A 12,879-nucleotide genomic window follows, 5' to 3' on the forward strand; every position below is an offset into this window, starting at 1 on the left:
TCCAATTATTGGCGGCACGGACCGCCCGCTATGCTCCGGGGCAACGGACAACGCTCCCTTCGCATCTTCTCTGAATGAGGACGCCCCTTATGAACGCACGGCTTCTCCGGCTTGCGATGGCCGGTTTCCTGACCGGCGCGGCCGCCGTCGCCTCCATGGTTGTCCCCACGGCGGCCTTCGCCCACGGCGACGTGACCCCCCAGGCGGTGGACACCACCGGCCTCGACAAGCTGGGCGAGGACTGGCGCGACGCGAACCCCTACCGCGGCAACCCGCGGGCGATCGAGATCGGGTCCTCCGCCTTCAACCAGAACTGCGCGCGCTGCCACGGGCTGGGCGCGGTGTCGGGCGGCATCGCCCCGGACCTGCGCTTTCTGGACAAGGGCGACACCGGCGACGAGTGGTTCAAGGAGCGGGTGATCAACGGCTCGATCCGCAACGGCGTCACCTACATGCCGCGCTTTGGCGAGGCGCTGGGCCAGGAGGCGCTGTGGGCCATCCGGTCGTGGCTGGAAACGGTGCACGAGGAATGACGGCGCCTCCGACGCGGCGCCACCTGCTGTCCTTCGCCGCCGCCGCGCTGGCCGCCGGGGTTCTCCCCCGGCGCGCCGGCGCGCGCCCGTTGGACGACGTGGTGGCCGCCGGGCGGCTGATGGTCGCGGTCTATCGCGACAACCCGCCCTTCTCCTACCGCAAGGGCGGCGCCCTGGTCGGGGTGGACGTGGACATTGCACGCGCCATCGCCGGGCGGCTGGGCGTCGGCGTCGAGTTCATGGAGCTGACCGCCGGGGAGGCCGTGTCGGACGACCTGCGCAACGCGGTGTGGCGCGGCCCGGTCGTCGGGGGCGGCGTGGCCGACGTGATGATGCATGTGCCCTATCAGAAGGAGTTCGGGCTGCGCAACCCGGAGGCCGTGCTGTTCGGCCCCTACCAGCGCGAGGGCTTCGCGCTGGCCCGCAACCCGATGCGCATGACCCAGCCGATGCTGGCCTCCCTGCCCGACGAGCCGGTGGGGGTGGAGATCGACAGCATCCCCGACTTCTACCTGCTGGGGGCCTTCGGCGGGCGGCTGCGCGAGCGGCTGGTCCATTACATGACGATCCCCGAGGCGGTCGAGGCTCTGGTCAAGGGCGACGTCGCCGCCGTCGTCGCGACGCAGAGCCAGGTGGAGGCCGCGCTGGGCGACCGCGCCGCCGGCTTCCCGATCACCCCGGTGACCTTCCCCGGCATGATGGCGTCGAACTGGGACATCGGCATGGCGGTGAAGGAGAACTCCCGCGACCTCGCCTACGCAGTGGGCGACGCGGTGACCGCGATGCTGGAGGACGGGAGTTTGCCAGCGATCTTCCGGAAACATGGGGTGACGCACAACGCGATTCCGCTGGAGTGATGCGGCTGCGGCCCCTCCCTAGCCCTCCCCCGCTTGCGCGGGAGAGGGGACTGCCGCCGCTTCCGCCCAAATTTCCTCCCTCGCCAAAGGCGGGGGAGGGTTAGGGAGGGGGCAAAGGCTGTGGAGGCAAAAAGGCTGTCAAGAATCGGGAGGGACCCAAGGTGAAGACCGTTCTGAATGCCCTTGCGCTCCTGGCCGCGCTCTCCAGCCCGGCTTACGCTGGCCCGCCGGACCCCGCCGACCCGCTCGCCTCGGTCATGTGGGACGTGCTGCGGCCGGAGCTGTTCGGCACCGCCCCCGTGCAGTTCGACGATCGCGTGACCGTCACCGCCCCCGACAACGCCGAGAACGCCGCCGCCGTCCCGGTGATGGCCGACGCCACGGCGCTGGGCGCGGTGGAGGAGATGGTGCTGTTCGCCGACCTCAACCCCTTCCCGGTCATCCTGCGCTTCCAGCCGCTGGCGGCGAAGCCGGTGATCGCCACGCGTTTCAAGGTGCAGCAGGCCACACCGTTGCGCGCCGCCGCCCGCACGCCGGACGGCGTCTGGCACATCGGCGGCAAGCTGCTCGACGCGGCGGGCGGCGGCTGCACCGCGCCGCCCGCGACCTACGCCGCCGCCGACTGGGCCGACCATGTGGGCGAGGTGCAGGGCCGCGCCTGGGCGCCGACGGGGGAAGACAAGGCGACGCGCGTCCGCTTCCTCGTCCGCCATCCCATGGACACCGGTCTGGTCGCCGGCATCCCCGCCTATTTCATCGAGGCGCTGACCCTGCGCGACGCCGACGGGCGGGCGCTGGCCCGGCTGCAAACGGCGGAGCCGCTGTCCGAGAACCCCGTCTTCACGCTTGAGGTGCAGCCCGGAACGGGCGCGCGCAGCCTGACGCTCGACGGGCGCGACAACCAGGGCGGCGAGGTGAAGGCGGCCATCCCGCTTCCCTGGGTCCAGGGAGCGCTGCCATGAGAGCGCTCATCACCTTTCTCCTGCTGGTCGTCTCCGTCGCGCCGGGCTGGGCCGCCGGCCCGCTGACCTACACTCTGAAGCCCGTCGCCATCGCGCCGGACACCTGGGTCTTCGAGGGAACGCGGGAGCATTTCACCCGCACCAACGGCGGCAACATCCTCAACCCCGGCTTCATCGTGACCGACGACGGGGTGATCGTGATCCAGACCGGCCCGTCGCGCCGCTTCGGCGAGGAGATGCGCGCGGCCATCGCCACGGTCACCGACAAGCCGATCCGCAAGGTCTTCGTCAGCAACCTGCACCCCGACTACTGGCTGGGCAACCGCGCCTTCGCCGACGTGCCAATCGCCGCCCTCCCCGGCACCATCGAGGGCATCAAGACCGAGGGGCAGGGGATGACCGAGAACATGTACCGCCTCGTCGGCGACTGGATGCGCGGCACCGAGCCGCTGGTCCCGACCGAGGCGGTCTACGGCTCCACCGTCGTCTTCGGTTCGCACCGGCTGCGGCTGATCCCGCTGGAGGGCCACACCGCCGCCGACCTCGCCATCCTGGACGAGACGACGGGCGTGCTGTTCGCCGGCGGAGTCGTCTTCTGCGACCGGACGCCGACGACGCCCCACGCCGACATCGGAAAGTGGCTGGCGGCGCTCGACGCCTTGGACGCGCTGGAGGTGACGGTTCTGGTGCCCAACCACGGGCGCATCCGCTCCGACAAGGCCGCCATTGCCCAGACCCGCGACTGGCTGATGTGGCTGGACCGAACCCTGCGCGAGCGGGCGGAGGCCGGGGCCGACATGGCCGAACTGCTCGACGCGCCGATCCCCGAGCGCTTCGCCGGGATGGGTGTGCTGCGCGAGGAGTACCGGCGCTCCGTCTCGCATCTCTGGCCGCGGATCGAGAAGGCCGTGCTGCCGCGGGTGAATTGAAGCCGTTCGCAATGAAACGGTTCCCGCTGTCCAGCAGAACGCTCCGCCCATTCGACTATTTGCCAATGGACCCCAATTGGGGCGCCGGTAAACTGCTTTATTGTCAGAAGGATAGGGGCCTCGCGATGCCGCGTCGCCCCTGCGTCGAACCCCTGATTGTTCCGAAAAGAAGCCGAGGCGGGCGGACGAGGCAGACGGATTCCGCCAATTCGTCTGCGCATGATCTCTGCCCGCGCCTCCGGCTGTCCATTCCCCTGGGAGGTATCCGCACCATGAAGCGTCTCTTCCGCACCTGCCTGCTTGCAAGCGCCATGGCCGCCGGCCTTGGTCTGAGCGGCCCCGCATTGGCCGCTGATGGGCCGGGCAACGACGACCTGCTGAACGACGCCAAGTCGACGGGCGACGTCCTGACCTACGGCATGGGTCCTCAGGCGCAGCGCTTCAGCCCGCTCGACAAGCTGAACCCGGACACCGTCAAGGGGCTGGTGCCGGTGTGGTCCTTCTCCTTCGGTGGCGAGAAGCAGCGCGGGCAGGAGTCGCAGCCGCTTATCCATGACGGCACGATCTACGTCACCGGCTCCTACTCGCGCCTCTACGCCGTGGACGTGAAGACCGGGCAGAAGAAGTGGCAGTACGACCACCGCCTGCCCGAAGGCATCATGCCCTGCTGCGACGTGGTGAACCGCGGCGCCGCGCTCTACAAGGACAAGATCTACTTCGCGACGCTGGACGCCCGTCTGGTCGCGCTGAACAAGGACACCGGCAAGGTGGTCTGGTCGAAGAAGATCGAGGACTACAAGGCCGGCTACTCGGCGACCGCCGCCCCGCTGATCGTCGACGGCAAGGTCATCACCGGCAATTCCGGCGGCGAGTTCGGCATCATCGGCATGGTCGAGGCGCGCGACGCCGAGACGGGCGAGCTGGTCTGGCAGCGTCCGACCATCGAGGGCAACATGGGCACCCTCAATGGCAAGGAATCGACCATGACCGGCGTGATGAACGCCAGCTGGTCGGGCGATCTCTACAAGACCGGCGGCGGCGCCACTTGGCTGGGCGGCACCTACGACCCGGAAACCAAGACGCTGTTCTTCGGCACCGGCAACCCGGCGCCCTGGAACTCGCACCTGCGTCCGGGCGACAATCTCTACACCTCCTCGACGCTGGCCATCGACCCGGCCAACGGCGACATCAAGTGGCACTACCAGACCACGCCGCACGACGGCTGGGACTTCGACGGCGTGAACGAGTTGGTCTCCTTCGACCTCAAGAAGGACGGCCAGACCATCAAGGCCGGCGCCAAGGCCGACCGCAACGGCTTCTTCTACGTGCTCGACCGCACCAACGGGAAGCTGCTGAGCGCCTCGCCCTTCGTCACCAAGATCACCTGGGCCAAGGAGATCGACGTGAAGACCGGGCGGCCGGTCTACAACGACGACAACCGTCCGGGCACCCCGGTCGGTGCGGAGAAGGGCACGTCGGTCTTCTCCGCCCCGGCCTTCCTCGGCGCCAAGAACTGGATGCCGATGGCCTACAGCCCGGCGACCGAGCTGTTCTACGTTCCGGCCAACGAGTGGGGCATGGACATCTGGAACGAGCCGATCACCTATAAGAAGGGTGCCGCCTATCTGGGCGCCGGCTTCACCATCAAGCCGCTGTACGACGACTACATCGGCGCGCTGCGCGCCATCGACCCGAAGACCGGCAAGATCGTCTGGGAATACAAGAACCCGGCGCCGCTGTGGGGCGGCGTGCTGACCACCGGCGGCAACCTCGTCTTCACCGGCACGCCGGAGGGCTACCTGAAGGCCTTCGACGCGAAGTCCGGCAAAGAGGTCTGGAAGTTCAACACCGGCTCCGGCGTCGTCGGCTCCCCGGTCACCTGGGAACAGGACGGCGAGCAGTATGTGGCCGTGGTCTCCGGCTGGGGCGGTGCGGTGCCGCTGTGGGGCGGCGACGTTGCCAAGCTGGTCAAGGACATCAACCAGGGCGGGTCGCTCTGGGTCTTCAAGCTGCCGAAGGCCTGAGGGGGAAACCCCATGCCGTGACCGGACCAGGAAAGGGCGGCCCGAAAACTTCGGGCCGTCTTTTCTTGCGAACCGCTTGCAAGAGGATTTGGGCATGGATTTAAAACGGAATTGCCTACGATCGTCTGTTTTGGGGAATACCCGTTCCCGTCCTTGCGCATTCTTGAACAGTCCGGCATGATCGGACCCGGAAACGCCCCGAAACGATGAGCGTGGGAACCACGCCATGAGCCGAATTCTGATTGCGGACGATCATCCGCTGGTGCGCGACGCCCTGCGCAGCGCCGTCCTCTATTCCTGCCAGGCGCAGGAGATCCACGAGGCCGGTTGCCTGGACGAAACCATCTCCATCCTCGACTCCATGCACGGCGGCAAGGGGGAGCCGGACCTCGTCCTGCTCGACCTCAACATGCCGGGCATGAACGGGCTGACCGGGCTGATCGCCCTGCGCCGCCGCTTCCCGGCCATCCCCGTCGCCGTCGTCTCGGCGCACGAGGACCGCAAGGTGATGCTGGAGGCGGTGCGCTGCGGCGCCGCCGGCTTCATCCCGAAATCAACGCCGCGGGACGCCATCGCCGGCGCGCTGCGCCAAATCCTGGCCGGGGAGGTCTATCTGCCGGCCTCGGTCGAGGAGGGGGCCGCGGCGGAGGACGAGGAAACGGCGGAGATCGCCCGCCGCCTGTCCACCCTGACGGCGCAGCAACTCCGCGTGCTGGAGATGCTGGGCACCGGCAAGCTGAACAAGGAAATCGCCTATGAGCTGAGCATCACGGAAACCACCGTGAAGGCCCACGTCTCGGCGATCCTGCAAAAGCTGAAGGTCTACAGCCGCACCCAGGCCGTGGTCTTCGCCAACCGCCTGCAACTGGAAAAGGCCCGCTTCGGCATTTGAGCCGGCGGGCCTTTTTCGGCTCAGCGGTTCCGCATCCGCCGCGCGTCCGCGGCGGCGCGCGCCGCCTCCTGTCCCGGATCGCCCCGCCCGAAGCCGAGCGGCACCGGGCCGTCGAGCCAGCCGAAGCCGTCCAGGGCATGGCCGTCGAACTCCGCCCAATCCGACCAGTCCTTGTCCTTGCTGCGCCGCTTCGCCTCCGCCTTGCGCACGGCGCGCCGGGCCTCCAGGCCGGGGTCGCGTCGACCGAGTTGCTCGTCGCGCGTCGTCCGCTCGATGATGACGATGGAGGACCCGGTGGCGGAATCGCCAATGATCGCCAGATCGCGCGACCGGTCGGCGTGGTTGGGGCTGGGACCGTGCGAGTCGAGGATCACGATCTCCCCGGCGCGCGCCGCGCCGGACAGGAGCGCCAGGCCGGCGCCCAGCAGGAACAGGGGCAGGAACAGGGTGCGCATCGTCGTCTCCGCCGGTTTCGTCGCAGCGGGACAGACTGCGCCCGGCGGACGGCGGCGGGTGTGAGCCGCTTCACAGTTTCGGCGAAAGAGTCAGGCGAGCAGCCGGAAAGCCGGATCGGGCCGGGCCAGCAGGTCCGCCCGCACGCGCTCGACCAGCGCGTCGTCGCGCAAGGCGCGCGGCGTTTCAAGCGGCACCTCCGCCGCCACCCGCGTCGGGCCGGGGGCCATCACCAGGATGCGGTCGGCCAGTTGGATCGCCTCGCGCAGATTGTGGGTGACGAACAGCACCGTGGCCGGGGACCGCTCCAGCATCGTCGCGAGAAGGGCGCGCATCCGCTGCGCCGTCGGTTCGTCCAGCGAGACGAAGGGCTCGTCCATCAGCAGCAGGCCCGGCTCCACCGCGAAGGCGCGGGCCAGGGCCACCCGCCGCGCCATGCCGCCGGACAGGCGGGCCGGGTATTCGTCAGCCACCGCCTCCAGCCCCATGGCGGCCAGCCAGCGCTCCGCCGTGCCGTCGCTCCGCCGCGCCTTGGGCAGCACCAGCGCCACGTTCTGCCGCACCGTGCGCCAGGGCAGCAGGCGGGGCGTCTGGAAGACGCAGCCGAGCACCGGCTCCGGCCCGCCGAAATCCAGCGTTCCGTCGAAATCCCGGTCCAGCCCGGCGGCGATGGTCAGCGCGGTGGTCTTGCCGCAGCCGGACGGGCCGACCAGCGCCAGGAATTCGCTTGGCGCGGCCGTCAGCGACAGGCCACGGATGACCTCCCGCCCGGCGAAGCGCTTGGAGCGGATCTCAAGCCTCAGCGCGCACCGGCCGCCACCGGGTGAGCCGGTGCTCGACGGGTTGCAGGACGCAGAGCTCGAGAAGTTGGACGACGGCCACGAAGGCGACGGTGTACGCAAGAATGCCGGCCACATCGAACATCTGGAAGTAAAGGTGGATCTGGAATCCCACCCCGTCGCTGCGGCCCAGAAGCTCGACCACCAGCACGATCTTCCAGATCAGCGCAAGGCCGGACCGCGCCGCCGCGGCGAAGTAGGGGGTGAGCTGGGGCAGCAGCACATGGCGCAGCACGTCGGACCGCGCCATGCGGAAGGTCCGCGCCATCTCGACATACTGCTCGTCGATGGCGCGCGTCCCTTCGCGCAGGACGACCACGACGTTGGGGATCTTGTTGACGGCGACCGCGCCGACCGCCGCCGCCTCGGTCAGGCCGAACCAGACATAGGCGAGCACGATCACGACCAGCGCCGGGATGTTCAGGAACACGGTCAGCCACAGCCCGAACAGCCGGTCGGCGGTGGCGGAGCGGCCGAGCAGGATGCCCAGCGCCGACCCGATGGACATGGCGATGACGAAGGCCGCGGCCATGCGCGCCAGCGTGATCCCCAGGTGATGGAACAGCGCGCCGTCCGCCGCCTCGCGGACCAGCACGGACAGCACAGCGACGGGGCCGGGCAGGCTGCGGCTGGCCGCCAGATCGGCAGCGACGGCCCACAGCCCGACCAGCAGAGCCAGCGACAGGACCGGGGCCAGCCGCCGCCACGGCATCAGAATTGGACCCCCGGCCAGAAGGTGCCGTCCGGCAGGGCCATGGCGTTGCCCACCAGCTCCCGTCCGCCGAGCTTGGCCATCAGCCCGTAGAGTTTGGCCGCGGCCTCCCGCTCCTCCTCCGTCCAGCGGTTTGGGATGCCGGCGCGGAACTGGTCGCGCAGCGCCGCCCAGGTGGCCTCGTCCTCCGCCTTCATCAGCGGGCGCAGCCGGTCCCACTCCGCGTCCGATTGCGCCATGATCGTCTTGGCCTTGCGCGAGGCGGCGACGAAGGCGTCGAGCGCCGTCGGGTTGGCCTTGGCCCAGCCCTCATGGAAGACGAAGCCGACCGCCGGCACCTGGACCGACAGGCCGAGGTCCCGCATCATCCCGTCCACCCCGATGACCGTCCGCATCCCCGCCGCCTGGAGACGGGCGGCGTAGGGCCAGAAATTCAGCACGGCGTCCAGCTCCCCCGTCGCGGCTTTCTGGTTCAGCAGGGGTGGGGCGGCGAAGACCGGCGTCGCCGCGGCGTCGAGGTCGAGCGCGTAGCGGTCGCGGGCCAGCGCCTTCAGCAGCAGCCAGCTCTTGTCGATGGGGGTTCCGGCGACGCCAATGCGCCTGCCCTTCAGGTCGGCGACGGAGGCGATGGGAGAGGCCGCCGGCACCATCAGCGCGCCGACCGCCGCGGAATGGGGAATGAAGGTCAGGTCGGCCCCTGCCGCGCGCTGGCGGGCCACCCACAGCCAGTCGCTGGCGATCATGTCCACCGCCCGGCCCTGTAGGGCGATCTGCGCCGCCTGGCCGCTCGCCAACTCCATCAGCTTCAACTCGAAGCCAGCGGCCTCGTCCAGCCGGTGGTGGCGGATAACGTCCAGCTCCCAACTGACCGTGCCGAACTTCAGCACCCCGATGGTCACCGCGGGCCGGTCCGCCGCACGCGCCACCGTGGCGACGCAGACCAGTGCCAGGAGCAGCAGCAGGCGAACGACGGGCATCAGGCGCATGGCACTGCCCCTGCGTCAAAAATTGCATTTGTGTGGAGGATGGGTCGCGTCATGGTTGCGCGGTGGACCGGGCGGCGGATTGGCCACCGCCCGTGTCCCATCACAAGGAGGCGTCGAGGATGGAGAAAATCCTCACTCTCCTGATCCTGCTGCTTCGGGTGATCAAGGGCATCCTTGATCTCCTGAACCGCTAAGGATCGGGCCGGGAGGCAGGGGTCTAGCCACCCTTGTCTCCCTAGCCTGATGATGATGCGTCCTGCGGTCGTTTGCAAGGCAGGCCTCTGCGGTGCGGTGGCGCAGCGGAACGCGGGAATTCCACGATGGCGAACGGTGAGCTTAGGCCTCGTCCGCCGGTCCCCGGTATTCGACTATCGGGCAACTTGACCCTGTCGGGCACGGGGGGATTTCGTGGATGCCGCAGAACAATGGGGGAGGGAACGTGGTGCGCGCAGGATGGCTGGGCGCCGCCGGGCTGGCGCTGCTGCTGGCCGGGCCGGCGGGAGACGCCGCGGCGGACGCGGTTCCGGTGCCGGACGGCTACCGGATGACCGAATACCGGTCGCCGACCCCGGCCTCGCTGCCCGGGGCCGAGACGGTGGACACGGTGCGGGCCCGCGCTCTGGTGGAGTCGGGGGCGGCTCTTCCCATCAACGTGATGAAGCTGGACCGCAGCACGCTGCCCGGCGGTCCCTGGCTGGTGCCGAAGCCCTTTCCGCAAATCCCCGGCAGCGTCTGGCTTCCCAACGTCGGGCTCGGCGCGCTGACGCCGGAGCTGGACGGCTACTTCCGGTCCAACCTGGAGCGGCTGACCGGTGGCGACCGCGGGCGCGGCCTGCTGTTCTACTGTTTGGCGGATTGCTGGATGTCATGGAACGCGGGCAAGCGCGCTCTGGAGATGGGCTACCGCCGCGTCCTCTGGTACCGCGACGGGGCGGACGGCTGGGCCGAGGCCGGCCTGCCGACCGAGGATGGGAAGCCGGTTCCGGTCGCCGCACCGTAACCGGCTTTTCGATGCTTACTGCTTCAGCGATTTCAGGAAGGCGATCAGATAGTCCTGCTCCGCCTGGTCGGTGATGGCGACGTGGCGCATGCGGGTGCCGGGCACGAAATTGTCGTTGCCGGCGATCCAGTGGCGCAGGTTGTCTTCGGTCCAGGTGATGTTGGACGTCTTCAGCGCGTTGGAATAGTCGAAACGCGGGATCGAGCCGGCCTTGCGCCCGACGACGTTGTACAGGCTCGGGCCGAAGGCGTTCTTGCTGGAATCCAGCGAGTGGCAGGCCGCGCACTGATGGAAGATCTGCTTGCCGGCGGCCTCCTCGGCCGTCTTGGGCTGCGGCCCGCTTTCGGCGTTGGCCGTCCCGGCGGCAAGCAGAAGGGCGGCGGCGATGACGAATCTGGAAACGGTCATGTGAGATGGCTCCCCAGCCAAAACTCCGCGGCGCCGGTCGCGGCGGCGGTCGATGCCGCGCATTTTAAGAGGCTGGGCCGGGCCGCCGAATTGGACTTTGGAACAAGCCCGCATACGCAATGAGGTTTTGGGGCCGGTCCTGTTGCCTCACGCCCCGTACTGTTCGTCGGTGACCTTTTCCATCCAGTCGACGGCCTTGCCGTCCAACTGCTCCTGGATGGCGATGTGGGTCATGAACATGGTCGGCGAAGCGCCGTGCCAGTGCTTCTCGCCGGGCGGGAACCAGACGACGTCGCCGGGGCGGATCTCCTCGATGGGGCCGCCCTCGCGCTGGACCCGGCCGAAGCCGGCGGTGACGATCAGGGTCTGCCCCAGGGGATGGGTGTGCCACGCCGTGCGGGCGCCGGGTTCGAAGGTGACGCTCGCCGCCGCGGTGCGGGCCGGGGCTTCGGTCTGAACGATGGGGTCGATGCGGACCGTGCCGGTGAACCAGTCGGCCGGTCCGGTGACGGATGGCTGCGCGCCAACCCGGGTGATCTGCATGGTCGAATCCTCCGGTGATCGCCCCTGCGGGGGCGCGGTCGTCGTGCCGCCACTCTATCGGGGACCGTCGATTCGGATTAGACCGGCGGCGTCACATGCCGTCATGAACCGCGTTCATGAATGAAAGGCACGGAGCGTAGGGCAGAGGCCCATGGGAAGGGGTGGTGCGGGCGGTCGGACTCGAACCGACATATCCGTGAGGACGGCGGATTTTGAGTCCGCTGCGTCTACCAATTCCGCCACGCCCGCACGGTGCCTGCCGGACCCGGCGCTCGCGGCGACCGGTGCCCGCTATATAGAGGGGAAATGGCCCTGGGACAAAGTGTTTTGTGCGGATGCGTCGGCGTGTCTGGCCTAAGCCTGTGGGGCGCGCTAATCTCACCCGCATGATGAACCGCCTCCCCATCGACGATCCGCGCTACACCGCCGGGCTTCTGGCCATCGCCAGCGCCGGCGTGCTGGCCGCCGCGCTGTTTTTCCAGTTCGTGCTGGGCTACCAGCCCTGCGTCCTGTGCCTGTGGCAGCGCGTGCCTTACGGCGCGGTGATGGCCTTCGGCATCGTCACGCTGCTGTTCCGCCAGTGGCGCGGGCTGGGCGACGCGCTGCTGGTGGCGAGTGGGCTGGCCCTGCTGGCCGGTGCGGGAATCGCCGCCTATCATGTGGGGGTGGAGCAGCATTGGTGGGCCGGCACCTCGGCCTGCGGGGCCAGCGGACGCGCGCCCCAGACGCTGGAGGAATTGCGCGCCCAGGTGCTCGCCGCTCCGGTCACCCGCTGCGACGAAGTGGCGTGGTCGCTGTTCGGGATTTCGATGGCGGGCTACAACGTCGTGATTTCGCTGGCGCTGTCCGCCTTCGCCTTCGCGGCGGCCCGCGCCGCCTACATCCGGACCTCGGTTTCCAGGACCTTCGCATGACCCCGCTCGACGCCACTGCCGCCACCGCTTCCACCCCGTCCGCCGGCGAGTCGTCCGCTCCCCGGCCCCGCCCGCGCGGACGCCTGCCCGGCGACCCGACTCCGGAACAGCGGCTGGCGCGGATCGTGCGCGTGGATCATGCCGGCGAGTATGGGGCCAAGCGCATCTACGAAGGCCAGCTCTCCGTCATGGGCCGGGGCCGGCACGCCAAGACCCTGCGCCACATGGCCGACCAGGAGCTGGAGCATCTCCAGTATTTCGAGAAGCAGCTCGTCGCCCGTCAGGTTCGCCCGACCGTGCTGCAGCCGCTGTGGCACGTCGCCGGCTTCCTGCTGGGCGCCGGGACCGCGGTGATGGGCGAGCGGGCGGCCATGGCCTGCACCGTCGCCGTGGAGCAGGTCATCGACGGCCATTACGAGGCGCAGCTGAAGCACCTCGGCCCGGAAGAGGAGGAGCTGAAGACCTCCATCCTCAAGTTCCAGGCGGAGGAGGTGGAGCATCGCGACATCGGCCTGCTCAACGGCGCGGAGCAGGCCCCGGCCTATCCGGTGCTGTCCGCCGCCATCAAGGCCGGCACCAAGGCGGTCATCTGGGTGGCAGAACGGGTGTGACGGGCGCGGGTGTGACCGGGGGCGGGTGGAGCGGCGGACTCAGGCGGCTTTGCCGTCCGCTCCGGTTTCCGCTGGGATGGGTGCCGGGGCGGGCGGCGTGCCGTAGATCTCATCCTCGCTCCGCCCGCAGCCTTCGCAATAGCCGTCCTCGCCGATGATGCAGATGCCCACGCAGGGATTCTCGTCGTCCATACCCAATCTTTCCCGGCTCAGCCT

Annotated in this window: 16 protein-coding genes and 1 tRNA gene; 9 read left to right on the forward strand and 8 right to left on the reverse strand. The window is 69.2% G+C overall.

Annotated elements, in window-relative coordinates:
- The first annotated feature begins 89 nt into the window (after positions 1–89).
- From pedF to ABAZ39_RS02335, 6 genes are all read left to right on the forward strand, one after another.
- Positions 90–533 (forward strand): cytochrome c-550 PedF, encoded by a 444-nt coding sequence (gene pedF, locus ABAZ39_RS02310; RefSeq protein ID WP_038526334.1) that lies wholly within the window; start codon positions 90–92, stop codon positions 531–533.
- Positions 530–1,390 carry a substrate-binding periplasmic protein gene (locus ABAZ39_RS02315; RefSeq protein ID WP_038526337.1) on the forward strand — a complete coding sequence of 287 codons (861 nt, stop codon included), beginning with the start codon at positions 530–532 and terminating at the stop codon, positions 1,388–1,390. The genes pedF and ABAZ39_RS02315 overlap by 4 nt, the downstream gene beginning before the upstream one ends.
- Before the next feature lie 161 nt (positions 1,391–1,551).
- Positions 1,552–2,352, forward strand: coding sequence for a quinoprotein dehydrogenase-associated SoxYZ-like carrier (locus ABAZ39_RS02320; protein WP_038526340.1), 801 nt, complete (start codon positions 1,552–1,554; stop codon positions 2,350–2,352).
- Complete coding sequence (locus ABAZ39_RS02325; protein WP_038526343.1) at positions 2,349–3,281, forward strand: quinoprotein relay system zinc metallohydrolase 1; 933 nt, start codon at positions 2,349–2,351, stop codon at positions 3,279–3,281. The genes ABAZ39_RS02320 and ABAZ39_RS02325 overlap by 4 nt, the downstream gene beginning before the upstream one ends.
- 272 nt (positions 3,282–3,553) lie before the next feature.
- Positions 3,554–5,305 (forward strand): methanol/ethanol family PQQ-dependent dehydrogenase, encoded by a 1,752-nt coding sequence (locus ABAZ39_RS02330; RefSeq protein WP_038526346.1) that lies wholly within the window; start codon positions 3,554–3,556, stop codon positions 5,303–5,305.
- A 226-nt stretch (positions 5,306–5,531) separates the two neighbouring features.
- Positions 5,532–6,197, forward strand: a complete 666-nt coding sequence (locus ABAZ39_RS02335) for a response regulator (RefSeq protein WP_014241328.1) — start codon at positions 5,532–5,534, stop codon at positions 6,195–6,197.
- 20 nt (positions 6,198–6,217) lie between these two features.
- Here the strand turns inward: ABAZ39_RS02335 and ABAZ39_RS02340 are convergent, their stop codons facing one another.
- The 4 genes from ABAZ39_RS02340 to ABAZ39_RS02355 all read right to left on the reverse strand — a co-directional run bounded on the left by ABAZ39_RS02340 (position 6,218) and on the right by ABAZ39_RS02355 (position 9,187).
- Positions 6,218–6,652: a hypothetical protein gene (locus tag ABAZ39_RS02340; protein ID WP_038526350.1), complete on the reverse strand. Its 435-nt coding sequence runs from the start codon at positions 6,650–6,652 to the stop codon at positions 6,218–6,220.
- A gap of 90 nt (positions 6,653–6,742) precedes the next feature.
- Positions 6,743–7,552: an ABC transporter ATP-binding protein gene (locus tag ABAZ39_RS02345; protein WP_081862856.1), complete on the reverse strand. Its 810-nt coding sequence runs from the start codon at positions 7,550–7,552 to the stop codon at positions 6,743–6,745.
- Entirely contained in the window at positions 7,443–8,201 is a 759-nt protein-coding gene (locus ABAZ39_RS02350; RefSeq protein WP_038526353.1) for an ABC transporter permease, read from the reverse strand. The genes ABAZ39_RS02345 and ABAZ39_RS02350 overlap by 110 nt, the downstream gene beginning before the upstream one ends.
- Positions 8,201–9,187, reverse strand: coding sequence for an ABC transporter substrate-binding protein (locus ABAZ39_RS02355; RefSeq protein ID WP_200885625.1), 987 nt, complete (start codon positions 9,185–9,187; stop codon positions 8,201–8,203). The genes ABAZ39_RS02350 and ABAZ39_RS02355 overlap by 1 nt, the downstream gene beginning before the upstream one ends.
- A 412-nt stretch (positions 9,188–9,599) precedes the next feature.
- Here ABAZ39_RS02355 and ABAZ39_RS02360 point away from each other — a divergent pair, with 412 nt between their 5' ends.
- Positions 9,600–10,187 carry a PQQ-dependent catabolism-associated CXXCW motif protein gene (locus ABAZ39_RS02360; RefSeq protein ID WP_051657756.1) on the forward strand — a complete coding sequence of 196 codons (588 nt, stop codon included), beginning with the start codon at positions 9,600–9,602 and terminating at the stop codon, positions 10,185–10,187.
- A gap of 15 nt (positions 10,188–10,202) precedes the next feature.
- Here the strand turns inward: ABAZ39_RS02360 and ABAZ39_RS02365 are convergent, their stop codons facing one another.
- From ABAZ39_RS02365 to ABAZ39_RS02375, 3 genes are all read right to left on the reverse strand, one after another.
- On the reverse strand, positions 10,203–10,595 hold the full coding sequence (locus ABAZ39_RS02365; protein WP_038526356.1) for a c-type cytochrome: 393 nt from the start codon (positions 10,593–10,595) through the stop codon (positions 10,203–10,205).
- Between the two features lie 147 nt (positions 10,596–10,742).
- Positions 10,743–11,138 carry a (R)-mandelonitrile lyase gene (locus ABAZ39_RS02370; protein WP_038526358.1) on the reverse strand — a complete coding sequence of 132 codons (396 nt, stop codon included), beginning with the start codon at positions 11,136–11,138 and terminating at the stop codon, positions 10,743–10,745.
- Between the two features lie 162 nt (positions 11,139–11,300).
- Positions 11,301–11,387: transfer RNA gene (locus ABAZ39_RS02375), tRNA-Leu, on the reverse strand.
- A gap of 137 nt (positions 11,388–11,524) precedes the next feature.
- Here ABAZ39_RS02375 and ABAZ39_RS02380 point away from each other — a divergent pair.
- Both ABAZ39_RS02380 and ABAZ39_RS02385 read left to right on the forward strand, forming a co-directional pair.
- Positions 11,525–12,052, forward strand: coding sequence for a disulfide bond formation protein B (locus ABAZ39_RS02380; RefSeq protein WP_081862857.1), 528 nt, complete (start codon positions 11,525–11,527; stop codon positions 12,050–12,052).
- Positions 12,049–12,663 carry a demethoxyubiquinone hydroxylase family protein gene (locus tag ABAZ39_RS02385; protein WP_144243448.1) on the forward strand — a complete coding sequence of 205 codons (615 nt, stop codon included), beginning with the start codon at positions 12,049–12,051 and terminating at the stop codon, positions 12,661–12,663. Before ABAZ39_RS02380 ends, ABAZ39_RS02385 begins: the two co-directional genes overlap by 4 nt.
- 39 nt (positions 12,664–12,702) lie before the next feature.
- Here the strand turns inward: ABAZ39_RS02385 and ABAZ39_RS33835 are convergent, their stop codons facing one another.
- The gene (locus ABAZ39_RS33835) at positions 12,703–12,855 is read right to left on the reverse strand and encodes a DUF1289 domain-containing protein (protein WP_079285116.1); all 153 of its coding nucleotides are present in this window, start codon (positions 12,853–12,855) and stop codon (positions 12,703–12,705) included.
- Positions 12,856–12,879: the final 24 nt, after the last annotated feature.

The sequence above is a fragment of the Azospirillum argentinense genome (assembly GCF_000632475.1).
GTDB classification, from domain to species: Bacteria; Pseudomonadota; Alphaproteobacteria; order Azospirillales; family Azospirillaceae; genus Azospirillum; species Azospirillum baldaniorum.